General features: G+C 60.6%; 22 protein-coding genes and 1 pseudogene. 6 read left to right on the forward strand and 17 right to left on the reverse strand.

Going from position 1 to position 26,676, the window contains the following annotated elements:
* Nucleotides 1-14: 14 nt before the first annotated feature.
* On the forward strand, nucleotides 15-989 hold the full coding sequence (locus CUJ90_RS31630) for a LysR family transcriptional regulator (RefSeq protein WP_114164601.1): 975 nt from the start codon (nucleotides 15-17) through the stop codon (nucleotides 987-989).
* Here the strand turns inward: CUJ90_RS31630 and CUJ90_RS31635 are convergent.
* From CUJ90_RS31635 to CUJ90_RS31645, 4 genes and pseudogenes are all read right to left on the reverse strand, one after another.
* Entirely contained in the window at nucleotides 984-4,742 is a 3,759-nt protein-coding gene (locus CUJ90_RS31635; protein WP_244220136.1) for a trifunctional serine/threonine-protein kinase/ATP-binding protein/sensor histidine kinase, read from the reverse strand. The two genes, CUJ90_RS31630 and CUJ90_RS31635, sit on opposite strands and share 6 nt — an antisense overlap.
* 405 nt (nucleotides 4,743-5,147) lie before the next feature.
* A pseudogene (locus tag CUJ90_RS33545) lies at nucleotides 5,148-6,305 on the reverse strand (serine/threonine protein kinase); the annotation flags it as partial.
* Between the two features lie 259 nt (nucleotides 6,306-6,564).
* Nucleotides 6,565-7,509: an aldo/keto reductase gene (locus CUJ90_RS31640; protein WP_114164603.1), complete on the reverse strand. Its 945-nt coding sequence runs from the start codon at nucleotides 7,507-7,509 to the stop codon at nucleotides 6,565-6,567.
* A 688-nt stretch (nucleotides 7,510-8,197) separates the two neighbouring features.
* Nucleotides 8,198-9,157, reverse strand: coding sequence for a LysR family transcriptional regulator (locus CUJ90_RS31645; RefSeq protein WP_114164604.1), 960 nt, complete (start codon nucleotides 9,155-9,157; stop codon nucleotides 8,198-8,200).
* A 131-nt stretch (nucleotides 9,158-9,288) separates the two neighbouring features.
* On the opposite strand from CUJ90_RS31645, the gene CUJ90_RS31650 reads away from it, so the two are divergent.
* The 3 genes from CUJ90_RS31650 to CUJ90_RS31660 all read left to right on the forward strand — a co-directional run bounded on the left by CUJ90_RS31650 (nucleotide 9,289) and on the right by CUJ90_RS31660 (nucleotide 12,408).
* Entirely contained in the window at nucleotides 9,289-10,455 is a 1,167-nt protein-coding gene (locus CUJ90_RS31650; protein ID WP_114164605.1) for a mandelate racemase/muconate lactonizing enzyme family protein, read from the forward strand.
* Nucleotides 10,456-10,618: 163 nt separating this feature from the next.
* A complete protein-coding gene (gene dctA / locus CUJ90_RS31655) occupies nucleotides 10,619-11,974 on the forward strand; it encodes a C4-dicarboxylate transporter DctA (protein WP_114164606.1) in 1,356 nt (451 codons plus the stop codon).
* Nucleotides 11,975-12,237: 263 nt separating this feature from the next.
* Nucleotides 12,238-12,408: a Flp family type IVb pilin gene (locus tag CUJ90_RS31660; RefSeq protein ID WP_422879717.1), complete on the forward strand. Its 171-nt coding sequence runs from the start codon at nucleotides 12,238-12,240 to the stop codon at nucleotides 12,406-12,408.
* Between the two features lie 45 nt (nucleotides 12,409-12,453).
* On the opposite strand, the gene CUJ90_RS31665 is transcribed toward CUJ90_RS31660, so the two are convergent.
* The 8 genes from CUJ90_RS31665 to CUJ90_RS31700 form a co-directional block, all read right to left on the reverse strand.
* Nucleotides 12,454-12,780: an anti-sigma factor gene (locus CUJ90_RS31665; RefSeq protein ID WP_244220086.1), complete on the reverse strand. Its 327-nt coding sequence runs from the start codon at nucleotides 12,778-12,780 to the stop codon at nucleotides 12,454-12,456.
* Nucleotides 12,781-12,860: 80 nt separating this feature from the next.
* Nucleotides 12,861-14,012 carry a porin gene (locus tag CUJ90_RS31670; protein ID WP_114164743.1) on the reverse strand — a complete coding sequence of 384 codons (1,152 nt, stop codon included), beginning with the start codon at nucleotides 14,010-14,012 and terminating at the stop codon, nucleotides 12,861-12,863.
* A gap of 161 nt (nucleotides 14,013-14,173) precedes the next feature.
* Nucleotides 14,174-15,379: an acetyltransferase domain-containing protein gene (locus CUJ90_RS31675; protein ID WP_114164608.1), complete on the reverse strand. Its 1,206-nt coding sequence runs from the start codon at nucleotides 15,377-15,379 to the stop codon at nucleotides 14,174-14,176.
* Between the two features lie 70 nt (nucleotides 15,380-15,449).
* Complete coding sequence (locus CUJ90_RS31680) at nucleotides 15,450-16,037, reverse strand: hypothetical protein (protein WP_114164609.1); 588 nt, start codon at nucleotides 16,035-16,037, stop codon at nucleotides 15,450-15,452.
* 1 nt (nucleotide 16,038) lies between these two features.
* Entirely contained in the window at nucleotides 16,039-16,770 is a 732-nt protein-coding gene (locus CUJ90_RS31685; protein ID WP_114164610.1) for a HupE/UreJ family protein, read from the reverse strand.
* A gap of 81 nt (nucleotides 16,771-16,851) precedes the next feature.
* Nucleotides 16,852-17,232: a hypothetical protein gene (locus CUJ90_RS31690; protein WP_114164611.1), complete on the reverse strand. Its 381-nt coding sequence runs from the start codon at nucleotides 17,230-17,232 to the stop codon at nucleotides 16,852-16,854.
* Between the two features lie 93 nt (nucleotides 17,233-17,325).
* A complete protein-coding gene (locus CUJ90_RS31695) occupies nucleotides 17,326-18,105 on the reverse strand; it encodes a DUF4198 domain-containing protein (RefSeq protein ID WP_073430229.1) in 780 nt (259 codons plus the stop codon).
* Between the two features lie 465 nt (nucleotides 18,106-18,570).
* Nucleotides 18,571-19,008 (reverse strand): YqaA family protein, encoded by a 438-nt coding sequence (locus CUJ90_RS31700; RefSeq protein ID WP_114164744.1) that lies wholly within the window; start codon nucleotides 19,006-19,008, stop codon nucleotides 18,571-18,573.
* Between the two features lie 401 nt (nucleotides 19,009-19,409).
* Here CUJ90_RS31700 and CUJ90_RS31705 point away from each other — a divergent pair, with 401 nt between their 5' ends.
* The gene (locus CUJ90_RS31705; protein ID WP_152035398.1) at nucleotides 19,410-19,703 is read left to right on the forward strand and encodes a hypothetical protein; all 294 of its coding nucleotides are present in this window, start codon (nucleotides 19,410-19,412) and stop codon (nucleotides 19,701-19,703) included.
* A gap of 105 nt (nucleotides 19,704-19,808) precedes the next feature.
* Here the strand turns inward: CUJ90_RS31705 and CUJ90_RS31710 are convergent, their stop codons facing one another.
* Nucleotides 19,809-21,113: an EAL and HDOD domain-containing protein gene (locus CUJ90_RS31710; RefSeq protein ID WP_152035399.1), complete on the reverse strand. Its 1,305-nt coding sequence runs from the start codon at nucleotides 21,111-21,113 to the stop codon at nucleotides 19,809-19,811.
* A 468-nt stretch (nucleotides 21,114-21,581) separates the two neighbouring features.
* Between CUJ90_RS31710 and CUJ90_RS31715 the strand changes: the two genes are divergently transcribed.
* Nucleotides 21,582-21,935 (forward strand): hypothetical protein, encoded by a 354-nt coding sequence (locus CUJ90_RS31715; RefSeq protein ID WP_340638539.1) that lies wholly within the window; start codon nucleotides 21,582-21,584, stop codon nucleotides 21,933-21,935.
* 118 nt (nucleotides 21,936-22,053) lie between these two features.
* Here CUJ90_RS31715 and CUJ90_RS31720 read toward each other — a convergent pair whose 3' ends face one another.
* From CUJ90_RS31720 to betC, 4 genes are all read right to left on the reverse strand, one after another.
* On the reverse strand, nucleotides 22,054-22,296 hold the full coding sequence (locus CUJ90_RS31720) for a DUF6723 family protein (protein WP_073430226.1): 243 nt from the start codon (nucleotides 22,294-22,296) through the stop codon (nucleotides 22,054-22,056).
* Between the two features lie 325 nt (nucleotides 22,297-22,621).
* Complete coding sequence (locus CUJ90_RS31725; RefSeq protein ID WP_073431103.1) at nucleotides 22,622-23,770, reverse strand: porin; 1,149 nt, start codon at nucleotides 23,768-23,770, stop codon at nucleotides 22,622-22,624.
* Nucleotides 23,771-24,038: 268 nt separating this feature from the next.
* Nucleotides 24,039-24,992 carry a choline ABC transporter substrate-binding protein gene (locus CUJ90_RS31730; protein WP_090518820.1) on the reverse strand — a complete coding sequence of 318 codons (954 nt, stop codon included), beginning with the start codon at nucleotides 24,990-24,992 and terminating at the stop codon, nucleotides 24,039-24,041.
* 62 nt (nucleotides 24,993-25,054) lie between these two features.
* Nucleotides 25,055-26,593 (reverse strand): choline-sulfatase, encoded by a 1,539-nt coding sequence (gene betC / locus CUJ90_RS31735; protein ID WP_114164614.1) that lies wholly within the window; start codon nucleotides 26,591-26,593, stop codon nucleotides 25,055-25,057.
* Nucleotides 26,594-26,676: the final 83 nt, after the last annotated feature.

A 26,676-nucleotide genomic window follows, 5' to 3' on the forward strand; every position in this document is an offset into this window, starting at 1 on the left:
CAGTGAGGTGCGAAATGGATCAGCTTTACATGTTGCGGGCATTCGTGGCAGCCGCGCGGTATCAAAGTTTCAGCAGGGCTGCCGATTCGTTGGATGTCACCACCGGATCGATATCGAAAGCGATCGCCAAGCTCGAAGCGTGTATTCAGACGAGGGTCTTGCTTAGAACAACGAGGTCCGTTTCCCTGACCGAAGCGGCGCAGCCGTACTATCTGATTTGCTGCCGTTTGCTCGAAGAACTCGACGAAGCAAACCGCCGCATTTCGCGGGAGCGCGAGGTCGAAGGCGGAAGGCTGCGGCTCGTCGTGCATCCGATGCTCGTGAGTGAGACATTCTCCCGACTGGTGCGGGACTATCGCGTCATGGCTCCCAATGTAAGTCTCGTCGTTGCTGTCCAGGACGACGCCGTGAATCTGTATGACGGACGTTTCGATATCGCCATTCTGCCGCCTCATCTCGTGGAGCAGTCCGCCGTGATTCGCCGAACGCTGTCCAGAACGCCGCGCATTCTCGTTGCTTCACCCGGTTATCTGGAGCATCACGGCACGCCCGGAACGGCCGCGCATCTCGCCGGTCATTTTTTGCTGGTGGACCGCGAGTCGAGGAAGACGAGCGTGAATTCCATCGATCTGCTCGAGGGAGATCGACGGGTGAGCGTGTCTCCCATGTCGTCGATGAACGGCAACGAAGTATTGTTGCGGGCAGCGGCGCTAACGGGAATCGGCATTGCCACATTACCTGAAACCATGGTTCGCGAAGATATCGACATGGGACATCTCGTGCACATCTTGCCGGAGTGCACGGCATCCGATGGCAACATCGAACTATGCCTCTTCTACTCGCACCGCGAGTTGCTTCCGGCGCGGCTCAGGACGTTCGTCGATTTCTGTGCCGACTTCTTCAGAGCGCCGGTCCCACCCACTGTCCGCGACGCGAAGACGGTTTCACAGGCAACGAATCGTCGCGAAGACTATGCGGTGACGTCATGACGGTTTCGCTGGCGCGCGTCGCGATCGCCTGGCCTTACCCGGATGCACTGCGTCAGCTTGCATGGGCACCGTGAACTGAAAGGTGGTGCCGCTCGGCGAGTTCGACGCCACCCACAATTTTCCTCCATGACTTTCGACGATCGAGCGGCAGATCGGCAAACCCAGCCCCAGGCCGTTCGGTTTGGTCGTGAAAAACGCGTCGAAGACGCATTCAAGACGTTCGGCGGCAAGGCCCGGCCCCGAGTCTTGCACGCTCACGCAGAGTTCGTTGACCTCAAGCCTGCTGGTTCGGATCAAAAGCGTTCGCGTGGCCGTGTTCGCGGCGCTCATCGCTTCGATCGCGTTGATCATCAGATTGAGCATCACCTGCTGAAGTTGCACCCGATCACCGTGTATTTGCGGCAGTCCGTCAACCAGTTGCACAGCCAGTTTGACGCCGCACTTGTCAGCCTCGCCTCCCATGAACGCGATCAGCTCGAGAATCGTTTCATTGATGTCGAGACCATCTTTTCGCTGCGGCTCTTTTTTAAAGAAGGCGCGGGTTCGGTCGACTATGTCATTGGCGCGGCTGCTATCCGCGACAATCCGATTGAGCGCCTGACGAACTTCGACGAGGTTGGGCGGTCGCGCCGCGAGCCAGCGCAGGGCCGCGCTCGCATAGGCGGCTGTCGCGGTGATTGGCTGCTTTACTTCGTGTGCGATGGAAGCCGATAGCTGGCCCATTGTTGCCACGCGGTTTGAATGCGCCAGCACCATCTGGAGTTCAAGGTATCTTCGCTCGCTGTCGCGTATTTCCTGTTGCGCCCGCCTTTGTTCGGTCAAGTCCACGATGAAAGCCACGCCGCCTTGGTCCTCGCGCTCGCCAAACGCCGCCGCGCCGACCAGAACCGGCACTCGTCGCCCGTCTTTCCGGAAGTATTCTTTCTCGAAGGGTCTTGCGCTTCCGGTGGTTTTCAGTTCGGCTATCGCCAGTTCATCGCGACCATGCCACTCAGGCGGAGTCAGATCGGGCCACCTGATAAGACCGGAGAGGAGATCGTGCTGGCTGTAGTCCACCATGCGCAGAAAAGCATCGTTGGCGTCGATGACCTGGCCTTTGAAGTCCCAGATGAAAATGCCGATGATGTTGGACTCGACCAGCCGCCGGACCTTCGACTCGCGCTCCTGAAGATCGGCATAAAGACGCGTGTTTTCGAGCGAAATGGCCGCCTGTGACGCCAGCAAATCGAGTAGCGCGGAGCGGCGCGGCGTGAATACATGCGATGTGGCCGTATTCTCGAGATAGAGCAAGCCGCCTAGCTTGCCCTGCCTGACAAGAGGCAAACAAAACATCGACCGTGTCGCTCCGTGCGACACGTAGTTGTCTTCGGAGAACGGATTGGGTGTCAGCGCATCGTCAATGATGACGCTCTTTTGTGTATGGATCACATAGCGCACGAGCGCTGCGGGAACGGCGGAATCGGCAACCGCCTCGCGGTTCAACTCGATCCGCTCGCCGTTGATGCGCGCTTCCGCTTCAATGCGGTAGCCGCCCTGCCGCTGCGGCACGATCAACACGCCCCGATCGGCGCCGGCGGTCTGTAATGCTATCGTCATCAAGCGCTCGATCAGGCCGGTCAATTCGATCTCGCTGGAAAGGGCTTGAGACGCCTTGAGCAGCGTTGCTGCGTCGAGAAGCCGCCAATCATCGCCCAGGGCCGGCGCTAGCTTGTGCCCTCTCTGATCGGCGAGGTGGGAATATTGCCTGTCGAGTTGCGCGACTTTGCCGTCGGCGCCCCAAAGAGCAAAGCAGTGACGCGCGTTGCGCAAATACGCATCGGCGCTCGTTCTGAGACCACAGCCCAGATAAAAGCGGCCGGCAAGCTCGCTGGCGATGCCTTCATGGTGAAGAAAGCCGTTTTCGCGAGCCGAATCGGTCGCCTGTTCGTAGAGACGCATGGCGTCGAGATCGCGGTGCTCGAGGCGCGCCAGCTCCGCGCAGACAAGCGCGTGGCGATTCTGATAGTTCTCTGGACAGTGCTCGGCCCACAGCGCGAATTTCTGGAGTTTCGCGGCGAGAATGCGCCGGTAGGCCAGTTGCTGTTGGGCCGATGCTTCCGGAAAGAGCGCCGTCAACGCTAGCGCATGGAAGAAGTGAAACGTCGCTTCGATCGGCAGCGCCATCGCGGCGCGCAGCATCGCCTCCGCCTCGTGCGCGGCGTTCAGTGCGTCGGTGTACCGGCCATCGAGAAAAGCGAGCATCGTCTTGATGATGTGATAGAAGGCGATACCGCAGCCGAAGTTCGCCTGGGTGATCGCCCCGAAACATGCGGCTTCGTCGAATGCACCGCCGTTCAGCTTTAGCGTTTCGGCCGACTTGCCCCGCAGGCTGGCGACGAATTGCTGCTCGATCCGGATGGTCTCGTGAACGGGCCCGTTATGGCTCTGAATAGCGAATGCGGCGAATCTTTCCGATTGCGACTGCACCTCTTCGAGGATTGCGCCTTTCTCGATCGCCTGCCAGAGCGTCGTGAATGCGAGGTTGCCCGCAAAGACGAAATCGCCCACTTCCATGCAGGCAACGATCGCCTGTTCCAGAATCGGCAAATTGCTCGCAATATGGCGCCGCCAGAAATTGATGTGGCTGCCGTGCAGATGAAGCAGCTTTCCATGGAGGCGCCGGTTGCCGAACTTTTCATTCAACCGCAGCGACATCTCCGAAAATTGCACCGCGCCGGGTATGTCGCCGACGATGGAGAGCAGCATCAACGCGTAATTGCCGTAAGCGAAGCTCGAGTTGTCGGTATTGCCGTGCCGCAAGGAGAGGTTGACCGCCTTCAGGGTAATGAGCGGGTAGTACTCGGGCCGCGCCGCGAAGGCACAGGGCATTGCTCCGACCAGAAGGTCGATGATCGCCCGTGTGGCAGGGTCGGCCGCCACCGGCGCCTCGACCAGTTCGCCGATCGGGCGCCCCGCCAGATTGAGCGGAATTTCCCGAAACGCCGCATCGACCGCTGCCTGGATGTCTTCAGCGGACTCCGGGAGAACGATGTCGAAATCGCGCAGCGCATTCCGCGCGACGGCGAAGCTCTCGTCATATTTGCCGGCGACCTGGTACAACTCCATGCGCAGGCTGAAAACTTTTGCGCGGTCAAGATTGGCGCGCGCGCTGCCCAGCATCATGTCGAACAGCGCGTCGGCCTCGGCAAAATCGCCAGCCAGATATTGGCATTCCGAAAACACAAGGTAGAGATCGAAGGTGTTTTCATAGCATCGTGCCCAGGCGTCGATCGGCAGCAGCGCGACAGCTTGCGCCAGATACGTGCGGGCCGAAATATACGCGGTCGAATTCATCGCGCGCTTGCCCGCGATGAGATTCAGCGCGACGGTCCGCTCACGCTCTGCATGGTCGGTGATCAGCGCCGCGCCGCGATTGAGGTGGTTGACGATGTCGAAGATCGTCTCTTCGAGCGCTTCCGGCGCGCTCCGTAACGCGAGTGCCCGGCCGATCCGCAGATGCGCCGCGGCAAGATCTTCCGCGGGGATGAGCGCATAGGCGGCCTCCTGCACGCGATCATGGGCGAACGCATAGGCGCCCTCCGCACGAAAGACAAGACCGGCGCGCACGGCTTCCCACAGCTTCGCGTGTAGCGTCTGCGCCGGCTCGTTCTGAACGAGGGTCAGCGAGGCGATCTCGGCGACGTTGCCGAGGCACGCGAGTTGACCCAGCGCGTCGCGCGTCGTGACAGGCAGGCGGCTCAGCTTCGCGGCCATCAGATCCGCTACGTTCTCGGTGAAGCCCTTGGCACGAATGCGCGGCAGATCCCAGGTCCATGTCGCCGTGCGGTGCTCGAAGGTAAGCAGTCTCTCGTCGTTCAGCGCCGTCAGAAACTGAATCGCGAAGAACGGATTACCGCCGGTCTTCTCATGTACGAGTTGCGCGAGCGGCCTGGCTATCGCGCTGTCGCAGTGAATCGAATCGGCGACGAGCTGCGCGACGCTGTCGGGTTTGAGCGGCGCGAGCACTATCTGCCGCACCTTCCCTCCGGCGGTGCCGATAGCGCCGAGCATATGCGTAAGCGGGTGCGAGCCATCCACCTCGTTGTCCCGATACGCGCCGACCAGCAGAACGTGCCTGACCTCCGGATGCGTGACGAGATGTTCGAGCAGATCGAGTGTCGCCCTGTCGAGCCATTGCAGATCGTCGATGAACAGTGCGAGCGGATGCTCCGGCCGCGCGAACACGCCGAGGAAACGGCGGAATACGATCTGGAAGCGGTTCTGCGCGTCCTGCGGCGGCAGGCTCGGCACGGGCGGCTGCTCGCCGACGATGAGCGCAAGCTCCGGAATCAGATTCACGATCACCTGGCCGTTCGGGCCGAGCGCTTCAACAAGCGCGCGCCGCCACGGCTCGACGTCGGCGTCGCTTTTGCTCAGCAGGTTGCGCACCAGAGACTGGAACGCCTGCGCAAACGGAACATAGGGAATGTCGCGTTTGTACTGATCGAACTTGCCGGCGGCGAACAGGCCGCGCGGCGGCACTAGCACCGTGTGCAGTTCGTTGACGACCGACGACTTGCCGATGCCCGCATAGCCGGCGATCAGCACGAGTTCAGGCGCGGCGCCGGCCACGATCCGATCGAACGCCGCGACAAGTGCTTCGATCTGAACCTCACGCCCGTACAGTTTCTCCGGGATCAGTAGCCGGCTCGACACGTCGTGCGCGCCGAGCGGAAACGGAGTGATCTCGCGGTGCGCCTGCCATGCGGCAAGGCACGCCCGAAGGTCGGCTTCGACACCCATGGCGGTCTGATAACGGTTCTCAGCGGCCTTGGCGAGCAGTTTCAGAACGATGCCTCCGACCGCTTGCGGAATACCGTCGACGCGCTCGCCGGGCGGTGTCGGTCTGCGTGCAATGTGACAATGAATCCATTCCATCGCATCCGACGCCGCGAACGGCAGCGACCCGGTGAGCATTTCGTACAGGGTGACGCCAAGCGAGTAGAGATCGCTGCGTGCGTCGATCGAACGGTTCATACGGCCTGTCTGCTCGGGCGCCATGTATGCGAAGGTGCCCGCCACGATCTCCGGTGGCGCGGGCGGCTGACGTTCCTGCGGCAACTGCGACGCGATACCGAAGCCGGTGAGCCGCACGTTGCCCTCCGTGTCGACGAGAACGTTCGCCGGCTTGATGTCCTTGTGAACGAGGCCGCAACGATGAACCTGGCCGATCGCTCTCGCGAGATTGACCGCGATACTCAAACAACGCCCCATTTCCAACGGCCCGCCGAGCATGCAATCCAGCGGCTCGCCGCCGTTGTCGGCCAGCACGAGCATCGGCGGTACGCGGCGCTGATCCAGCGCGAGAGGCTGCGCCGCCCAACTGGCGTCGAGCAGCGGGGCTAATCCGTATTCGTGTTCGAGACGTGTGATGCTTTGGGATGCGGCGCGCGTGGCGAACAGCGCAAGCACCGAGACGGGATGGCTGGCTCCGCGGGCGCGATATAGCGCGAAGTCGCCGTCGGCGCGCAGCGGCTCCAACTCATATCCCGTCAGATCCACGATGAACTCCCTTGTCGCGCCGTCGACCCCCGTTTCACTGCCGTTTGCTTTGCGGAATGAAGCCCGGGCTGCCGGTCTTCACGACTTCGTTGAATCTTTGCCTGGTCTGAATGCGGTTGACTTCGTCGAATGCGTCGGCCGGAAGCGCGGAGATGTCGAAGTTCTCTCTCGCGCGGGCCCCGGTCTTTGGCGTGGTAAGCAAAGCCCCGCCACGTTGCAGCGCCCACGCAAGCAGTACCTGCGCCGGCGTTTTTCCGGTTCGCGCGGCAATCGCGGCGATGACCAGGTCGTCGAGCGGCCCAGGCTTTATTCCGTGACCCAATGGCGCAAAAGCCAGGAACACCATGCCCTTCTCCTGGCAGAATTCCAGAAGTTCTGTTTCCGGAAGATACGGATGTGCCTCGACCTGTACCACCGCCGGCTTGATCCGTGCCGATTCGTAGAGCGGCCGCAATTCGTCCAGGCCGATGTCGGACAGTCCAATGGCGCGGCAGTTACCACGGTCGACGAGATTTTCCATTGCCCGCCACGTATCGAGCAAGGTCACGCCTCGATCGTAGATGACAGCGCCGTTTTCATCGCGAGGGTCCTGCTCATCCCCCGGCTGAAACGCGAACGGAGTGTGAATCAGATAGAGATCCAGATAGTCGAGTCCAATCCTGGCAAGACTCGCATCGAAAGCCGCTTCAACGCGCTCGGGCCGATGATTGGTGTTCCACAATTTCGTGGTCACGAAAATCTCCTCGCGCGCAATGGCCCCCGCAGCGAGCCCTGCCCGCAGAGCCTCGCCCACCTCACGTTCGTTCCGATAGCGCTCGGCACAGTCGAAGTGCCGATATCCGACTTCCAGCGCGTCTCTGGTCGCACTGATCGTGGTCGCGGGATCGGCAATCAGCGTGCCGAACCCGAGTGCGGGCATACGGCCGCCCCCGTGACCAAGCGCTATCGTGCTGCTTCGAAAATCGGATGACTCAATCATGGCAACACCTCCGCACTATTTCGTGTGCCCGGCGACGAAGGAACAACGCTCGGCAAAGCGATTGCGGCGCCAGGTTCATTAACAGAAGAAACATCAAACACGTGAGCTGCGTACGTTGAGTCGCGTTGCTTGACGGAATGTGCCGCGCCCGCTTCATCGGAAGGGCGCGATTTCGGATCGTTGGGCAAAGAGGGAAAGTTGCATTCGATAGCCCAATGCGAGCATCACAGTGGTCGCGAAGTCCCTCTTTGTTAAGCTGAATGCGTTGATGAATGCCCGAGACTTGACGGCATGAGTTGGAGCGGCGTTGACTCGCGAGTCAGCCGCCTTCGGATCGACCGGGTACTGAATAGATCGCCTCCCGATTCAGTGTAGCAGACGAATTACAGGGCAACAGAGGAAGCTTTCAGCGCGAGTGCCGCCAGCATTCGCTCTTCCCGATACGTCACCAAGCCGTTGCGGATCTTCTCGAAAGCAAACTGTCAGAAAGCGTTTTGACGTGCTCCTGATCGAACGCAAAAGTCGCTTCGCGAGCGAGGCGCTAAATGGCTAGACCGTGCCACGCGCTAAGTCACTTCAGTTCTCGCGCCAAGAAGGCTGACACTTTTTTAGCAGCGCGTTCTGCAAAAACGCCCCATTTCGCGTCACACAGGACATGCGCTACGTGGCTCGTACGCCCTGCAACCCCTCACCCCTTCCGCCCTGCCCGCTGTTTCTTGGCGTAAATCAGCGCTCCCGTCTCAACCGGCACGAAGGGTGCCTGAAAATGATCGATCAGAAAATCAATGAACGCTCTGGCGCGTGCGGTCTGATTTCGCTGACTCGGGTAGTACACGAACAAGTCGGCTGAAGGCAGTGGGGTATCCGGCAACACCAGTCTCAACCGGCCGCTCTGGACGTACTTCGCCAGGTCCCATTCGGATCGAATCAGGATTCCGTGACCGTCGAGTGCCCAACGCAATACGATGTCGCCGTCATTGCTCGAGAGCGCTCCTTTGACTTTGAGCGCCTCGAGGTGATCATCCTGTATGTATCTCCAAACGCCGTAAGCATCGTCATTCTGGCGATGAATGATGCACCGGTGGTGAACCAGATCTTCGACGCGCTCCGGCGTCCCAAAACGCTCGAGGTACCTGGAAGAGGCGCAAAGAAAACGCCGGTTGCTCATGATGCGCCGCGCGCTTAGGCGGCTATCGGGGAGTTCGCCAAAACGGATCGCCATATCGAACCCATCGGCAACCAGATCGATGGGGCGATCGGTCACTTCAAACTGGATCTCGACCTTGGGAAATCGCTTCGCGAAATCAGACACCAGCGGCGCGATGGTTGTACGTCCGAATCCCAGCGTCGCATTGATACGCAGAAGACCGTGAGGATCGGTACGAGTCCCTGATATCTCCTCCTCCATCTGCCGGACCTGTTCGACGATGTGCGTTGCGTAGCGCAGGTAAGTCTCGCCTTCGGGCGTCAGGCTGACATTCCGGGTTGTTCTGTTGACCAGCCTGACCCCTAGTCTCTGCTCGATCAACCCCAGGCGCTTAGTGGCTGCCGGCGGCGTGAGATCGAGCGCGCGGGCCGCACCGGACAGGCTCTTGAGCCTCGCGAGGAGGATAAAAAAATCGAAGTCGGAAGCGATGTCGGTTGCCATTGCCGTTATTCACCCACGGTAAAAAATGAAATGAATTGAGGCGAAGTATAGCCCCTGCTTTCGCGGATAAGCTACGTTCCATTGCAGCCCCATGCAATGCAATACATGCTCAGAACTCAGGAGACACCGTCATGAGAATCGTTGAAATCCGCGAAAAGACCGTTCCGATCAGTTCTCCGATCCGCAATGCCTACATTGACTTCAGCAAGATGACGCTGAGTCTCGTCGCCGTGGTGACGGATGTCATTCGGGACGGAAAGCCGGTGGTGGGTTACGGTTTCAATTCCAACGGCCGCTATGGCCAGGGCAAGCTCATGCGCGAGCGCTTCATGCCGCGCATTCTGGAAGCCGATTCCGCCAGCCTCGTCAATGACGCAGGTGACAACCTCGATCCCCATAAGATCTGGGCAACCATGTTCACCAACGAAAAGCCCGGCGGCCACGGCGAGCGCTCGGTGGCGATCGGCACGATCGACATGGCGATCTGGGACGCGGTAGCGAAGATCGAAGGCAAACCGCTGTTCCAACTGCTGGCCGACCGTTACGGCAATGGTCAGCCCAATCGCAAGATCTTCGTGTATGCGGCCGGCGGTTACTACTATCCGGGCCAGGACCACGAAAAGCTCAAGGACGAAATGCGCAGCTACATCGACCGGGGCTATACGGTCGTGAAGAAGAAGATTGGTGGCGCTTCGCTCGACGAAGATCTGCGCCGCATCGACTCGATTCTGAGCGTGCTGCAGGACGGCCAGAAACTCGCCGTCGACGCCAACGGGCGCTTCGACCTCGACACCGCGATTCAGTACGCGAAGGCGCTGTCGCAGTACGACCTGTTCTGGTACGAAGAACCGGGCGATCCGCTCGACTTCGAACTGCAGGCGACGCTGCGTAACTACTACGACAAGCCGATGGCAACGGGCGAGGATCTGTTCTCGATGCAGGATGCGCGCAATCTGATCCGTTATGGCGGCATGCGTCCCGACCGTGACTGGCTGCAGTTCGATTGCGCGCTGAGCTATGGCCTCGTCGAGTACCTGCGCACGCTCGACATGCTGCATCAGCACGGCTGGTCGCCGAGCCGATGCATTCCACACGGTGGTCACCAGATGTCGCTGAACATCGCGGCGGGCCTTGGTCTGGGCGGCAATGAATCATATCCCGACCTGTTCCAGCCGTATGGCGGCTTCCCCGATGGCGTGAAGGTGGACGGCGGCTACATCACGATGCCCGATCTGCCAGGCATCGGTTTTGAAGGCAAGGCGGATCTTTACGCCGAGATGCAAAAGCTCTCTGCATAAGCCGTCAAGCGGCGAACGCCGACAAAAGCGTCGGTGGAGCGTTCAGAAAAATACATCAACGGAACGCAGGCGAAATAAGGTCGTGGTTGCCGCAGCGGTAGATCCCGCCGCGCTGCTCGGCCTGACTTCATCAAAAGATGCCACGCATAGATAGGAGACAGTCATGCGGGTTTCAAAGATCGGAAAGTCCCTTTCCAGGCTCTATGTACAGGTTCTGATTGGCATTGTCGCTGGCGTGCTGGTCGGCCACTTCTACCCTGACATCGGTTCTCAACTCAAACCACTCGGCGATCTGTTCATCAAACTGATCCGGATGCTGCTCGCTCCGATCATTTTCGCCTCCGTCGTGGTCGGTATTGCCCGCATGAACGATCTTCACGAGGCTGGGCGGGTCGGCGTCAAGGCAGTCGTGTACTTCGAAATTGCCTCGACCATTGCGCTTGTAGTCGGCCTCATCGTCGTGAATGTCATCAAGCCAGGCAGCGGTATGAACATCGACCCGGCTCATATCGACAGTTCCGCCATCGCCACCTATAGTCACGCGGCACAGCAGCACGGCATGCTTGAATTCTTCATGAACATCGTTCCCAACAGTATCGTTGGGGCGTTCGCGAATGGAGAGATCCTGCCGATTATCTTCTTCTCGCTGCTGCTCGCAGTATCCCTCGCGAAGCTCGGTCCCCGCACCGCGCCGTTCGTCGACATGCTCGACATGTTTCTTCAGGGCATGTTCGGGGTCGTGCGAATCGTGATGTACGTCGCGCCTATCGGTGCGTTTGGCGGCATGGCATTCACCATTGCGAAGTACGGGATCGGCACGCTGGCATCGTTTGGTCAGTTGATGCTGTGTCTTTACCTGACCTCGATCTTCTTCGTGGTCGTCGTGCTCGGCCTCGTCATGCGCCTGAGTGGACTGTCGTTGTGGAAGTATCTCCGCTACATCAAGGACGAGATTTTCATTACGCTCGGTACGGCTTCGACCGAAGCGGTTCTCCCGCAGATGCTCATCAAGATGGAGAAGCTTGGCTGCTCACGCCCCGTCGTCGGCATGGTGTTGCCGACGGGCTACACGTTTAACGCCGATGGCACGGCGATCTATCTGACGATGGCTTCGATGTTCATCGCACAAGCGATGAACATCCATCTAACGATCTGGGACCAGTTGCTGTTGCTTGGCGTGTTGCTGCTGACCTCGAAAGGATCGGCTGGCGTGGCCGGAGCGGGATTCGTGGCACTGGCAGCCACGCTCGCGACGATGCACAAGATTCCAGTGTCCGGGCTGGTGCTGCTGCTGGGCGTGGACCGTTTTCTCAATGAGGCGCGTGCGGTCACCAATCTGATCGGCAACGGAGTAGCGACCATTGTGGTTGCTCGTTGGGAGGGTGCGCTCGATATTAATCAAGCCCGTGCGATGCTCGACCGCTCTGACACGAGCCTCGAGGCCTTGGAGTCCATCGACGACGCATCGGCGGGCCTCACGCACCCGAACGAGACCATTATCCGGCCTAACACTCGCTGAGTTGCCCCGAAGCTCGCAGGTGTACAAAGGCTGGCTTGATTGATGACTCCGACGAAGCGCGAGAAAGGTCGTGTACTTTCTCACTGGCTTATCCCAAATTGTCATACTATATGAGGCGCCAGCATCGGTTCGACCGCGGAGTTGCGAACGAGCGCTGGTGCGACAGGATTCCAGTCTTTCCACTCGGGCGAATATCCAGGTCGGGCATCCATCGACACGGAATTTCGCCCTTTGTTACGGGAGCCAAGAAAATGCAAACCCTTATGAAAGCATTCGTTCGTGACGAACGTGGCGTGAGCGCCATGGAATACGCCGTTCTGGCCGGCATCGTGGTGCTGGCGCTGGGCGCCATGGCGGTCGCCTTCAATGACAACGCCAGTGCGATGTTCGCCAACCTTTTCACGCAAGCCACGACCGCCCAGGGCAAGGCGTAATGCACGCGAGCGCGAACGCCCGAACTTCATCGAAAGCGCATAATGTCAGATCCGAGCGACCTTGCCGCCCATGTCGTTCTCGCTGACGGTGGTCGCGACCTGGCCGTCGTAAAGCTGCTTGCCGAGCGCGTCGAGATCGACGCTCCCAGACTCGCCGATCAGCGCGTAGCCGAGTTGCCCTCGGCGCCATGAAACCACGGCCATGCCGTCGATCTTGCCATTGGACGGCGCCGCGTCGGCTTTCGCTTCCTTCAGCACGCACAGCGCGACCGGCTTGCCCTTCTCCGGCAGATAGACGATCTGTACGAGCGGCTTGTCATGGAAGCGCGGTCGCTGCACCCGCTTGAACGTCAGCCCCTGGCTGCGCGGCATCCGCGGGGCCAACCGCCTCCGCGCACGCACCCGCGAGGTGCTGACGGATCAGTGCCTCGACATTCCGGCGCACCAGTAAATCAGAATCGATGTCTGAGGCCCACGTTGACACGCGTTTGCGACGCCTTGCCGGCATCGATGTCGGTTGCGCCGATCACCGCCTGAGCGTCCCCTGCGCCATTTTGTCCCGACGCGTGCGCGTAGCTGACGATCGTATAGATATCGGTCCGTTTGCTGAGCAGATAATCGGCACCGACGCTCACCTGGTGATAGCGCGCCCCCGAATCGCCAGATGACTTCAGGAAGTTATACGCCGCCTCTGCCAGCCACGACGGGGTCACCTTCCACACGGCAAACGCCGAAGTATTCCGGTAAATTTCGGTGCGCGAGAAACTCGACGCCCCGTCAGCCGAATAACGCGAGTCGCTGTAGTACGCGCCCACCGTGAACGCAGAGAACGCGTATTGCGTCGCGACACGCCACACGTCGATTGCCTTCGCGGAGGCGTAGGCCGCGTTGACCGAACTGTTGAACAGCGTATCCGATGACGCGGTCCCGCGCGTCGACAACGTCGCATTGCCCCGATCCATGTGCAGATAGCCGCCCGCAAGCGTAAAGCCGCCCTGCCCGTAATTGAGCGCCGCGCTGTATGTCTGGCCCGACACGACGCTGCCCGCGACGCCGCCGAATCCGTACATCATTTCGCCGCTCAAACCGAACCACCTGGGACTCGCCCACTTCAACGCGTTGTTAAAGCGCGCGCTACTGTCGGCGTTGTCGACGTCGCCTGGCGACGTGAAGGTCTGTCCGAGATAGTTGTCGCCCTGCGCCGGCTGAACGAGGTCCGTCAGCGGATCGTAGATGCGGCCCATCGTGAGCGTGCCGGCCGTCGCGCTCTTCAGGCCGACATAACTCTGGCGGCCGAACAGCCGGCCACCCTGGTTCATCTTGCCGGTATTGAGGTTGACCCCGTTCTCAAGTTGGAAAATCGCGGACAGTCCGCCACCTAGCGGCTCGACGCCCTTGAGCCCCCAGCGCGACCCCGACAGACTGCCGCTGATGAGACCGACCTGTGTCGACTTGCCGCCGCTGTTGTGCGTATAGACAAAGCCGTTATCGACGATGCCATACAACGTCACCGAACTTTGTGCCGATGCCGGAATGGCAAACCCGAGGGTCGCGACGATCAACGCCCCGTTGATAGCGGTGCTTGCAGCGCGCGTTCTGTTCATCATGAACGTCCAGTGAAGAAAAGTGATGATGCGGTCTGCGCACGAGACGCGCAGACCGGCCTGCCACGCGATGTGGCGAGTCGAGCGGAAGATGTCTGTGAGATTTGGGGCAACGCTAGCCGCGTTGAACACGCAGCCGGCACTTCATCCCCAACGGATGCTCAGAGGTATTTCAGCCACCAGATGTCCTTGCGACGCTGCTTGAGTTTCGCAAACCAGCGCACGGGCGGATACAGCGCGACCGCGAGGATCGCCCACCACAGCCAGATGCCCGCGAGGCTGTCGAAGCCGTAGTACTGCCCCTGGTTCGCCCCCCACACATGCACCGCAATCAGGTAGAGCGCCTTCAATACGTACAGGTGAAGCAGATAGAAAAACATCGGTGCGCCACCGAGTACAGCCAGCATGCTCGCGATGCGCAGGTCCTGAATCTTCTCGAAGCAGGCCAGCAAGATCAGGCCGAGGCCCAGCGTGGGCAGCAGAAACATCAACGACGGCGGGTACTTCTTCGCGCTCATGAAGCTCATGAACGTGTGCAGCCCGTCGCCCGCCTGCACCCACGGCTTTTCGCCGTAGAAGTTCAGATAGCGAATCACGACGAAAGCGACCAGCACGCCAGCGCCCACCTTCAGCAGTCGCGACATGCGTTCGGCCGGGTCGACCTGTTTGGCGAACCACGGTCCGATCGCATAGCCGAGAAGGATCACGCCGATCCACGGCAAAATCGGATACGTGGTGCGTGCCCGCGTGATGCCGCCCAGGTCGATGAACACGCGCTGATGCAGGATCGACCACGGCACGAACAGCGGCGAATCGGGCCCGAGCGTGATTCCGTCGAGCAGGTTGTGTCCCGCGATGATCGCCACACCGAGCGCGATCTGCCACTTGCGCGGCAAGTGCAGCAAAACCGACAGCGCGATCATGCACAGACCGATGCACCAGATCACCTGCAGCCACAGCGTCTTGGGCGGAAATTCCGCGGTCCACGCGAAGCACACGAAGGTCAGTTCGAGAAACACGAGGAATATGCCGCGCTTGAACAGGAACGTGGAGGTTTCCTTCGGCGTATGCGACTGCCCATACAGGTACGCCGACAGACCGGTCAGAAAGATAAACACCGGCGCGCAAATCTCGCTCACCATCCGCGTGAAAAACAACTCCGGCGCTAGCGTGAAGGCATCCATCGGATCCGTTACCTGACGATGCAGACAAAATGTCTCGCGTACATGATCGACGAGCATGCACAACATCACGAAACCGCGCAGTGCGTCGATGGCGATCATCCGCGTGCGTGACTGCACTGCCGGCGTCGCGACGGACCGTGCGGCGGTAGCCGCGGGGCTGGATAAACCCGAAGAGATAGTCATTTGATCACCCTTGTCAAAGAGAGGGCATAGCGTTCAGGAAAGTGGCGGGCGCTTGCGGCCCGCCACCCGTTCAATGCCCGTCGGGGCGAAAGAGCTTTTCGTAGAAACCGCTGGTCTTCACCTTGATCGTCACGGTCTGATCTCCGCGATTGCGCCAGTACCAGCCATGCGTGCCGTCGAACGGCGCGGTGAACGAGCCTTGCGCCGAGCTCTGATCGACATCTTTCCAGTAGCTGGTGAAGGCCTTGCCGGCATGCGGCCGTTCACCGTGCATATCGACGTTGACCGGCCCGCCCGTCGCGGCCCACTGGAAGATGTAGTGGTCACCTTTCTTCATCTGCGCCTTGATCTCGGCGCCCGCGTTCGGCGGCAGGACCAGTTCCATTTCATCGCTGCGATACGCCGTCGCCTGCGAAATCGACTGGCGGTTCGGCACCGGCAGATCGCCTGCTGTTTGCGCCGGTGCAAGCGCCGGCATCGAATCGAGCGATGGATTTTTCGCGCCCATCTTCGTCAAGCCGAGCGCACCGCCGATGCCGGTAATGTCGATACCGCGTTCAGCAGGCAGGACAAACAGCGCGAGGATCACGAGCGCCGCGCCCGCGGCGCCGGATGTCGCCTTCATCAAGCTTTGATTCGATACTTCGTATGTGCTCATGTCATGCCACCGTGGGAAAGAAATAGCCGGAGAGCTGAAAGCCGACGAGTACGAAGCCCGCGCTCATCAACACCGCGTTGGCGAGCAACGCGTGGCGGTGAAATCCCGGCGAACGGCGCCAGTACGTCATCGCGATCAGGATCATGCTGAGCGCGATCAATTGACCGATCTCGACACCGACGTTGAACGCGATGATGTTCGGCACCATGCCGTCGCGCGAAATCGCCATTTCCTGAAGTTTCGTCGCGAGCCCGAAGCCGTGAAAGAAGCCGAAGATCAGCACGGCGAGGCGCGGATTCGGTTCAAAGCCCAGCACCTTTCTGAACGCGCCGAGGTTATCGAGCGCCTTGTAGACCACCGACAACCCGATCACCGCGTCGATCAGATACGGGTTCGCATGCACGTTGGCGATGACGCCGAACAGCAGGGTCGTGCTGTGTCCGACAGCGAACAGCGTCACATAGCGTCCAACGTCCTTGAGCCGGTACAGAAAGAAAATCACGCCGAACAGAAACAGCAGATGGTCGTAGCCCGTGACCATATGTTTCGCGCCGAGGTAGATATACGGAATCAGATTGATGCCCGCGCTTCCCTCGATGAACGACTTGTCGTCGTCCGAGACGCCGTGTGCGTAGGCGAGCGCTGTCGTGCCGGCAAGCAGCAGCAACATCAGCGGGCTGCCGTATGCGAGCCGCGCCAACCACGCGCGGCAGAGCTTGCAGATGCGATTCATCCGCTGTTCCTTTGTGAACGGAGTTGAAGAAAGACGAGCATCGCCGAGCGCCGATCGATCGCCCGCGGAACGCGCCCGGCTTCACTGCACCTTGAACCGCGCGCTTACCTTGGTCGTACCGTCGGCCATCGTCAGCAACGCGGTGACGCGCGACCCAGGCGGCACCTCGACATCCTGCGAGCGAAGCTGATTGCCGGAGACAGCGGCAATCGGTGTTTCCTTCTTCGCGCCGCTGGCGGATGTGACGGTCAGCACGCCCTTGATGTTGCGGGCGTCGACCGGGGCGTCATCGTCGGTGACGAACAGTTCGACGGTGCGGTTCTTCGCGACCATTTCGACGGCGACGAGGCCGGCGTCGTCCATGATTCCGCCGTGCTGCGGCAAAGGAACGCCGTGCGCGACGGCCTGATTGATCGTGAACGCAGCGGTGGTGGCGGCCAGGATGCGGGCGAGGTAGTTCATCGATGCTCCTTGTCGGATATCGGTTGGATTGGGCGTTGCGGTGTTTGCGCGGCTGAAAGCGCCGCGAGCGATGCGGAGGCTGCGCGCCGAACGCTATTTCTTCGCGTTCAGTCGGGCGATCTCCGACGCGGGAAGCGTCGACGGCGCGCGCTTCATCGGCTCGGCGCCGGTCGGCTGATAGAAAGAGAGCGTCGAGCTGAAGCCGCGGACCGCGTATTTTTCGGTGACGCCTTCGGTGTTGACTCGCTCGCCAGGTGTACGGTCGCGGTACTCGATGCCGAGTACGTACGTGCCTTTCCACGGCAACGCGAACGACACCTTGCCTTCCCCGTCCGTGGTGCCGAGATAGTCCCAGCCACCCCATGACGACAGCGTGACCGGCTTGTTCGTCAGCGGCTCCTTCTGATAGAAGACCTGGAACTGCGCGACATTGCCCTTGACCACGCCCGTCGGCACGATATCGAGTTCGAGTTCCGGCTGGCGCGCGCTGAAATCGCCCACCCAGCGCGTAGCCGGAGTCCAGTAGCTATCGACCGTCGCGCCGTCGTCGTGAACCTTGAAGATCGGATACTTATGGTCCACCGCGACGAAGGAGTCTCCTTTAGCCGGCTTCTGCGCTACCGAAAAGCTCGCGCGTTGCAGTTTCATATCCAGCGGCTTCGCGCCGGAATCCGAGATCGACTGGCCGGCGAGCGCCTTGAAGCGGTCCATGCCTCCGGGCGTGACTTCCAGCATGTTCCTGTCGAACTCGCCGTAGTAGAACGTCATTGTCCTGTTAGGCGACTGCTCGAACCAGATCTGATGGGCGCTTGCACTCGTGGTGCACAGCATCGACGCAGTAACGAAAGCAAGAGTAGAGACGGCCAGCTTCATTGAAGATTCTCCGTTGTTGGATGGCGTGAAGAACGCTCGAACCATCCGGGCGACCTTCGTTACGCCAGTCTGCAATTACGCCATGCAACCGATGGCGCGATCCGTTTGATGAGGTGCGTCGTTCCTTTCAACTAACCGCCATTAAAACGACAGATGAATTACAGCACCTGCATTTTTCGGATGATTTCGAAACGCCCCGCATCGATGCGTGGATATGTTGTTTTGGACGTCCTGATTAGCGCAATATGCTGTTGCACACGTTTTGCGCGTGTCTTTCCCTGATATGGAACAGCAGTGCTCGGCACGTGTGCACAGAGCGCACGTGGAAGATGAATAAAAGACCTTGGCGGGTGCTGCGTCGCGGTTGCCGGCGTTGCCGCACAGCGGATGGAGAAAACGAAAGGATCGTCCTAGCGGGAGCTAATACGTGATGCGAGAGTAACGGGAAGTACGTCCGCTCGCGGGCTAGATGAACTGGATCGTTACGGCGGCGAGCAGCATATACCGGCCCGCTTTCGCGATCAGCACCAGCAGAAGGAAACGTAGGAACGGCTCACGCATCACGCCGGCGAGCACCGTCAGAGGATCACCAATAACCGGTGCCCAACTGAGTAGCAACGACCAATGCCCAAAGCGCTGGTACGCACGCTGCGCGCGCCTGAGTTTGTCGTCGGAGAGAGGGAACCAACGTTTGTGACGCCACCGCTCGATGTATCGACCGAGCAGCCAGTTGACCGCCGAGCCGAGCACGTTTCCAGTGGTGGCCACCAGCAGCAGCGCCCAGACCGGATACTTCGCGCTCAGGAGCAGCGCAACCAGCACCGCCTCCGATTGCAGAGGCAATAACGTTGCCGCGCCGAAGGCAGCCAGAAAGAGGCCGCTGTATGCGGATATCGCCCACATGCCGATGCCGAGCATCGGCTTAACCGGGCGCGGCGAGCGCGCCGGGCACTACCATCCTCGAGTGCCCAGCTTCGAAGCCATGCAGCGCCGCAGGAAGAATCGCGCCACGAATAAACAGCCACGTTCTCGACGCGCCTTGTCGTACAAAGGAAGAAAAATCAGTCATTGATTGTTTTACAGGTACCTGGTAATGGCTTTGAGTTCGTTGATCGCATTGGCCGGTGACTGTTTTCCCTTACCGGTCGCCTGCTCAGCTTCTCCAACTTATCAATCCAACCTATCAATTGTGGTAGGTGACACCGCTGGTCGAACGAGTAAAGATCCACGATAGACCGCGCTCCTATCCGATGCCGCAGTCGTGCCGCCTCAGTCCAACAATGATGCAATGGTGGAGATTCCTCGTGACCAAAATCGTCAACCCAAAGATGACCGCGGCAAATGAGCCCGAGCCGCAAGAGCCAAGCGACGCCCCTCCTCCTGACTCGTTGGACCGGATACCGCCCTGGTCTACCAATACCGAACTTCCCGCCGTCGAGAACGCGGCCGATTCCGCGAATCCCGTTCAGCCAGGCGACGCCGCGATCGACGATCCTCCCGAATACTCCGCTTCCGATCCCGATGCGCTCGGGCAGGCCAACGCGTCCACGTCGCCTCAAACTCAAACGCAGAATGATCGAGGCCAGCTTAAATGGTAATGAGCGGGTAATGAGCGCCGTAGTGGAGAATCAACGCGACGCCGCACGTTCTGAAGCGTGATACGCGCGTGCGAATGACGGGCCTCACCGCACGCGCATCTCACCTCACCACAATCTGCCCTGATAGATTTGAAGAATGTCCCGTATGTCGTTTCCGGTCAAAGATCTGAACGACTTCATCCGCTCCGGCGATTGCGTGGAATCACCCGAGCTACCAAGCCGTTCGAGCCTGACGATTGCCGCCTGAGCATCGCCCTCTTCGAGCAGCACGGCAATCGACAGCAACTCGCCCAGCACGCCGCCTCCGTTCAGAAGCGCATTGCGGATGACATCGGAAACCGGCAACTCGTTCACGAAAACCGGCAATTCCATCCGACACGCAACGTGCAGTAACGACAGCACGCCGGTGAGATAGGCGGTGGCCGCCAGCGAACCCGGAACCTCCACCAGCGTGTCGATCGCCTTTTCCATGAAACGCGCGCGCCGCTGTGCGAGCAGCGCAAGCGGGTCTTCCTCGACCGGAAGCCCGGCCGCGTTGGCATAGAGCAGCAATCCGCACCAGTGCATGAGCCTGCGGCTGCCGGCTATCGACAATGCCTGCTTCAACGATGAAATACGCTCGGTCTTGCCGTTGGGCTGTTTGCTGCTGTTGGCAAGCCGCAATAGCTGCGTGATGAGCATCGGAGCGCCCTTCAGGGCGCGCGCGATACTCTCCAGGGGCGCATCGTTGCCGACCAGTTCGAACACATGAAGGATGGCCTTCACCGGCGGCATCGAGCGCTTGCCGCTGACTAGCTGCGGTTTCGCAAAATAATAGCCTTGCAGCAGATCACAACCGAGCTGAAGGGCCAGCTCCGCGTCCTCCGCGCGCTCCACCTTCTCCGCCAGCACGACCTTGCCCGCACGTTTGAACTGGCCGATCAGTTCCGGCAACGCGTCGCGCTGCACGAACGGCCAGTCGATCTTGACGATGTCGACGGAGGGAAGAAAGCGGCGGATATCGTCGGTCATGCTCGTGACGTCGTCGAGAGCGAGTTGGAAGCCCGCGCCTCGCAACTCGTTGCAGCGTCGCGAGAGCGCCGGCGTCAGTTCGACCGACTCGAGGATTTCCAGAACGAAACGCGACGCCGGCAGCACATCGGGGTAGTCGGAGAACAGAAAGTCGTGCGGGCAGTTCAGAAAGGCGGCCTTGTTGCCGACCAGCCGTTCGAGACCGATCGCGCCCACCGCGTGCTCGACCACCGCGGTCGTGCTGCGCAGTTCGTCCTCGATCCGCACGGACGCGGTGGGTCCGTCCCTGAACAGAAGCTCGTAGGCGACCACGCGCCCGGAGCGGTCCATGACCGGCTGTCGCGCCACGAACACAGCCGTATCGCCAGGTGTTACGGCATCTAGTGGCACTGCTGTCACGATTGGCTCCCCGTTGAATCCTGTAATGGATATGTCGACGCTGCTGCCCCGCCCTCGCCCGCTGCGCGCGAGATGGCGCGCCGGCCCGGCGCACAGTCTGCCTTAATTCGTCGTAGGAGTGATTATGCCGAAGTATCGTCCGCGTCTACGCGTCTACGTGTTCCGGGAAGGTGAGCGATCGGCTTTCGATCTGCGCAAACGTCCGCGTCCGCGTCAGCCTCGCCGCGAGACGCCCGCGCCTAGCCGCATCGCCACCTCCACCAGGTATCCGCCTTGCTGCGTCCACACAATGACGCCGCAACTTTGTGTTCGATCCAGGACATCCGCCGGGCGCGTCATGAACGGCGTGCCGTCGCCGCCAGTCGACGCCGGCAACGGCGCCGGACGAGTCCGCTGGCGCGCACCGCATGGGCGCATCCGGGCACATGCCGGTGCTGTGGATCATCACGCAATTCGGAGGCAACCACGATGATGCTCACCGACGAGGAAATCGCCCGGCTTCAAGCCGTCGCGCCGTTTCTGCGCAGCGAGGCCGCCGAGGCACTCAAATCCAGCGGACGACACGAAGTGACGCTCGAACTGGAAGCGCATTTGCAACCCGGCTTGCGCATCCGCGCGCCGCAAACCGCGCAAACGCCACGGTCCGCCCGCGACCGCGACGCCGCCCCGCCCTATCCGCTGGACGTGTTTGTGGGTTTGCCGCTGAACGAACTGCGCGCTCGCCAATGGCGGCGACGCGGCACGCGAGCGCGGCGTCGCCCATTTCGGCGCGACGTTTTTACCTCGGCTTGTAAGCGCGATCCAGACGATGACGCCGGATGAGATCGATCTGACGGCCGGTGTGCAAAGCAAACCCGGCACGCTCTCCGTGATGCTGGACGACGAACAGTAGCCCGGAGAGCGGCCGGACTCGCCGCGCGCGGGCTTGGGGTTTCAGGATTCAAGCTTCGGGATTCGCCAGATCCGCCGCGACGATCTCCGCGCCTTTTGCCCTGGCGCTGTCGCGCGCTTCGCTGGCGGTGTCGAACGGGCCGATCGGCGGCGCGCCGTCGAACGGGAAGATGAGGCGGTCGTCGATCATCCGCACGACTTTCAGGTCGCCCATGAACGCACCACTCGGCGTGCGCCGGTAGGTCGCGTAGATCTGGTAATCGCTGGCTTGCACGGGCACGTCGATTCCCACCGACGACTCCCCGGCATTCTTGCGGAAGCTGAATTTTCTTCTTACCACCACTCCCCCTGTTTCGCTATGAATGACGCGATGTGTCGCGCATGCCAAAGCCGGTTCCACGCGACTAGCCGCAAACGCGGCAGGCGCATGCACGCTGCTGTCTCGCCAGCAACACAGCAAGGGGTATTCCAGAGAAATGGGCGGTGAATGGACGATGATTTCTTGCAAGCCCACGCGCGAGTCGCGAAAGCGAATTGCAAGGATCGCAAGACGACAAAGCGCGGGGGCGGCCCCCTCGATAGGGAAGCCGCCCCCGCGCGAAAGCGATGAATATCGCCTAGAACGCGTGCTTCATGCCGATCCGCACGTCGGACTGCGTGTTCGACGTGGACGGCGCGAAGCTATAGCCGATCACCGCGTTCACGCCATCGGACGCGCGCAGATAGTCGCCGGAAATATATACGTCCGTGCGTTTGGACAACAGGTAATGCAGGCCCAGCGATCCCTGATTCCAGTGATTGCCTTCAAAGCGCGTGTGCTGATAACCGCCGTACAACGCGAGCGCCGGCGTGAAGTTGTACGATGCGCCGCCCTCATAAACCTGCATATGCGAGGTCTGACCCAGGCCCTTGATGGTCGTGTACGTGAAGTCGCCGGTCAGCATCAGCTTGCCGATCGTATAGGCGGCGCCAATGCCGAACGCGCCTTGCTTATCGACCGGAAAGGATGACGAGCTATACAGATCCGTCACCGCGCCGGTTGCCGGATCGACCGAAACAGTCGGCCGGCCGAGGAAACTTCGCGTGCCGATCATCGCATACGGATCGAACGCATAGATGCCGTACGGGTTGTTCAACTGCGTATAAGCGGTGCCGATGTTGAACGCGCCGTGCTCGTAACGTGCGCCCACGCTCCACGCGCTTTTCTGATGGAAGTCGCCCGCCGTATTGCCGAACGAATACATGCCGCCGAAACTGAAGCCCGAGAAATCGCTCGACAGGAACTTGACCGAATTCGGCAGACGGTCGCCGTTCATGCGGTCGAAGTCGCCCTGGTGGATCGCGTAGCCGCTCGCCCATGCGGAGATGTTGTACAGATAGACGAACTCCTCGGTCATGTCGAGCTGATTGCCGAACGACAGCGTGCCCCACGAGTTCTTCAGGCCGACATAAGCCTGGCGTCCGAATTCGGCGCCGCCGAATCCAAGCTGGCCGTTGCCCAGGTGAAAGCCCGATTCGAGCACGAACACGGCTTGCAAGCCGCCGCCGAGATCTTCCACGCCCTTGAAGCCGATCCGGTTGCCGTACGAAATGCCGTCATCGAATTTGAACTGGTGGGCGCCGCCTGCGTTGTTCACGTAAGTGATGCCGGCGTCCAGAATGCCGTACAGCGTGACGCTGCTTTGCGCATGAACAGCCGTGGGCGCGAATGCGGCGCTGGCCGCGAGAGCGAGTCCCGAAAGACTGGCGGCATTTCTCTTCTTCATCTAGATTCTCCCCTGCTCTTTGCCTGCGTATTTCGTTGGATGAAGCGATCCTTGCCGGGCGTTGTATTCGACGCGCGGCGTTTCTCGCATGAGGGCAGTTCGAAACCGGCTGGGACTGACTGAAACGGAGTGGAGCTGGCGTCGAGGCAGTCAATCCGCATGGCGTGCCTGCCTCGACGGGTCAAGAATACGAGTCCAGATTTATAGCGAATCAACCGCACGCGACATGAATCTGTCGCCTGGCGACCTTGCCGCCACGAATGCCGCTTTATTTCACGCCGAGGGCGGTTTGCACCGCTTGCAAGCCATTCGCGCCGCTAGCCGTGTTAACACCGTCGAGCCACGACTTCAACAATTCCGGGTGACGCTTGAGCGCTTCGGTGGCCGCGACGTCGACGCCTGTTTTCTTTTCCAGTACTTCGGTGATCACGCCGTTTTCCAGATCGACATTGAACGTAAGCTGTTTGAAAAGGCGCCCCACATTCGGGCATTGCGCGGCATAACCGCTGCGCACCACCGTATTGACCGTGGCGCCGCCGTAATTCGGCCCGAAGTACTTGTCGCCGCCGTCGAGATAGGTCAGCTTGAACTTCGTGTTCATCAGATGCGGCTCCCAGGCGAGGAACACGATCCACTTCTTCTCGCGCACCGCGCGCTCTACCTGCGTGAGCATGCCGGTCTCGCTCGATTCGACGACCTTCCAGTTGCCGAGGCCGAACGCCTTGTCGTCGACCATCTTCTTGATGTTCTGGTTGGCCGGCGCGCCCGGTTCGATGCCATAGATCTTATTGTCGAACTTGTCGGCGTTCTTCGCGAGGTCCGCGAACGAGTGGACACCGGCAGCCGCCACGTAATCGGGCACCGCGAGCGTGAACTTCGCGTTGGTGAGATTCGGATGCACGACCTCGATCGATTTCTCTTCCTCGAACGGCTTGACGACCGGCGCCTGCGCCGGCATCCAGTTGCCGAGGAACACGTCGATCTGTCCTTTCTTCAAGCCCTGATAGGTGATCGGCACCGACAGGTTCGCCACCTTCTGCGTATAGCCGAGCGCCTTCAGTACAACGCCGGTCATCGCATTGGTCGCGTCGATGTCGGTCCAGCCCGGCCCCGCCATGTTGACCTGCGTGCACGACTGCGGCTCCGCGGCCGAAGCAAGAGTGGCCGCGGCGCAGAAGAGCGCGGCGCCGGATACGGCCTGTTTCAAGAGCTTTTTCATCATGTCGGCTTCCTGTAGGTGGGGTGAATCATGAGCGGGACATCGAGCGGAACACCGGGCGGTAACTAGTGCGCGACGGCGGGAAAGCGCGCCATCGCTTCCAGCGTATCGAGATCGATGTGGTTGCGCATGTAGCGCTGGCTCGCATCCACCAGCGGCTGCCAGTCCCACGACGCAACCGTGCCCTGCGTCGTGGCCGCGAAATGAAAATGACGGCGGCGCTGGCTTTTCAGAACCTCCTCGTGCAACGCGGCGAGATCCCAGCGTCGCGCGATCTCCTCGCGCAGCGCCGCCACTAGCAGCGCGTATTCGGCACGCGCGGCAAGGTTCTCGCGCTCGAACGGGTCCGCCGCGACGTCGTATAGCTGATCGGGATCGGCCGGCGTGTGGATGAACTTGAACTGCCCGCGCCGCAGCATCACGATCGGCGCTATCGCGCCTTCGGCCAGATATTCGCCGATCGCCTCGTCGTGCCCGCCACCGGCGCCGCGCAGATGCGGCATGAGGCTTTGTCCGTCGAGCGAATCCGGCCACACGGCGGGCAACTCGCCACGCGCCAATTCGACGAGCGTGGGCAACAGATCGAGATGCGATACCGACGCCTGCACGCGATGCGCGTCGAACTGCTGCGGCGCATGCACGATCAGCGGCACGCGGCAGCCGCCTTCGAAGAACGTCATCTTGTACCAGAGGCCGCGTTCGCCGAGCATCTCGCCGTGGTCCGATGTCACGACGATCATCGTGTCCTGGGCGAGGCCCGCCTGTTCGAGTGCATCGAGGATCGCGCCGAACTGATCGTCGACGTAGGAAATCGCGCCGTAATAAGCGCGGCGCGCATTGCGGATCTGCTGGTCGGTCGGCGGCGTGCGGTCGGTTTGAGAGACGTGCCGCAAGCGCTTCGAATGCGGATCGGCTTCGTCGAACGAATCGCGATACGCGGGCATGTCGATGCATTCGTCGGGGTACATGCCCCAGTACTTTTGCGGAATCGCGTATGGGTCGTGCGGGTGCGTGAGCGAGGCGACCAGGCAGAACGGCCTCGCGTCTTTACCGGCATGACGCTCGCGCGCGATGTCGAAGAGCTTTTGCCGGGTCGTGAACGTGACTTCGTCGTCGAAGTCGAGTTGATTGGTGCGCACGCACGGACCCGCGTCGATCACCGAACTCATGTTGTGATACCACGTCGGGCGCGTTTCGAAATCGTCCCAGTTGGGCGTCCAGCCGAAATCGGCGGGATAGATGTCGGTGGTGAGCCGTTCCTCGAAACCGTGCAATTGATCGGCGCCGCAGAAATGCATTTTTCCGGACAGGATCGTGCGATATCCTTCCGCGCGAAGATAATGCGCGAACGTCAGTGTTTGCGACGGAAATTCCGCTGCGTTGTCGTAAGCGCCAATCGCGGACGGCAGCTTGCCCGACAAAAAAGAAAAGCGCGACGGCGCGCACAACGGACTCGCGCAATACGCCGACTCGAACACCACGCCCTGCTTCGCGAGGCGATCGAGATTGGGAGTTTTCGTCAGACGATGCCCATAAGCGGCAAGCGCGAAAGGCGTCATCTGGTCGGCCATGAGAATAAGAATATTCTTTTTGGTGTCAAGCATTGGAACGTGCCTCGAATAGAATCGCAAATGTTGGAGCAAATGGCATTGCAAGCGGATGAATCAGGCCGGGCAGCAACAGCACT

The organism is Paraburkholderia terricola, from assembly GCF_003330825.1.
In the GTDB taxonomy this organism is placed as follows: Bacteria; Pseudomonadota; Gammaproteobacteria; order Burkholderiales; family Burkholderiaceae; genus Paraburkholderia; species Paraburkholderia terricola.

Excerpts from the sequence above, each read along its gene's own strand:
- CUJ90_RS31645 (WP_114164604.1), bottom strand. The coding sequence starts at position 9,157 with ATGGCAACCGACATCGCTTCCGACTTCGATTTTTTTATCCTCCTCGCG.
- CUJ90_RS31695 (WP_073430229.1), bottom strand. The coding sequence starts at position 18,105 with ATGAAGCTGGCCGTCTCTACTCTTGCTTTCGTTACTGCGTCGATGCTG.
- CUJ90_RS31665 (WP_244220086.1), bottom strand. The coding sequence starts at position 12,780 with ATGCCGCGCAGCCAGGGGCTGACGTTCAAGCGGGTGCAGCGACCGCGC.
- CUJ90_RS31725 (WP_073431103.1), bottom strand. The coding sequence starts at position 23,770 with ATGAAGAAGAGAAATGCCGCCAGTCTTTCGGGACTCGCTCTCGCGGCC.
- CUJ90_RS31660 (WP_422879717.1), top strand. The coding sequence starts at position 12,238 with ATGAAAGCATTCGTTCGTGACGAACGTGGCGTGAGCGCCATGGAATAC.
- betC (WP_114164614.1), bottom strand. The coding sequence starts at position 26,593 with ATGCTTGACACCAAAAAGAATATTCTTATTCTCATGGCCGACCAGATG.
- CUJ90_RS31635 (WP_244220136.1), bottom strand. The coding sequence starts at position 4,742 with ATGGCCGCGAAGCTGAGCCGCCTGCCTGTCACGACGCGCGACGCGCTG.
- CUJ90_RS31715 (WP_340638539.1), top strand. The coding sequence starts at position 21,582 with ATGATGCTCACCGACGAGGAAATCGCCCGGCTTCAAGCCGTCGCGCCG.
- CUJ90_RS31640 (WP_114164603.1), bottom strand. The coding sequence starts at position 7,509 with ATGATTGAGTCATCCGATTTTCGAAGCAGCACGATAGCGCTTGGTCAC.
- CUJ90_RS31680 (WP_114164609.1), bottom strand. The coding sequence starts at position 16,037 with ATGAGCACATACGAAGTATCGAATCAAAGCTTGATGAAGGCGACATCC.
- CUJ90_RS31630 (WP_114164601.1), top strand. The coding sequence starts at position 15 with ATGGATCAGCTTTACATGTTGCGGGCATTCGTGGCAGCCGCGCGGTAT.
- CUJ90_RS31700 (WP_114164744.1), bottom strand. The coding sequence starts at position 19,008 with ATGTGGGCGATATCCGCATACAGCGGCCTCTTTCTGGCTGCCTTCGGC.
- CUJ90_RS31650 (WP_114164605.1), top strand. The coding sequence starts at position 9,289 with ATGAGAATCGTTGAAATCCGCGAAAAGACCGTTCCGATCAGTTCTCCG.
- CUJ90_RS31670 (WP_114164743.1), bottom strand. The coding sequence starts at position 14,012 with ATGAACAGAACGCGCGCTGCAAGCACCGCTATCAACGGGGCGTTGATC.
- CUJ90_RS31685 (WP_114164610.1), bottom strand. The coding sequence starts at position 16,770 with ATGAATCGCATCTGCAAGCTCTGCCGCGCGTGGTTGGCGCGGCTCGCA.
- CUJ90_RS31690 (WP_114164611.1), bottom strand. The coding sequence starts at position 17,232 with ATGAACTACCTCGCCCGCATCCTGGCCGCCACCACCGCTGCGTTCACG.
- CUJ90_RS31730 (WP_090518820.1), bottom strand. The coding sequence starts at position 24,992 with ATGATGAAAAAGCTCTTGAAACAGGCCGTATCCGGCGCCGCGCTCTTC.
- CUJ90_RS31675 (WP_114164608.1), bottom strand. The coding sequence starts at position 15,379 with ATGACTATCTCTTCGGGTTTATCCAGCCCCGCGGCTACCGCCGCACGG.
- dctA (WP_114164606.1), top strand. The coding sequence starts at position 10,619 with ATGCGGGTTTCAAAGATCGGAAAGTCCCTTTCCAGGCTCTATGTACAG.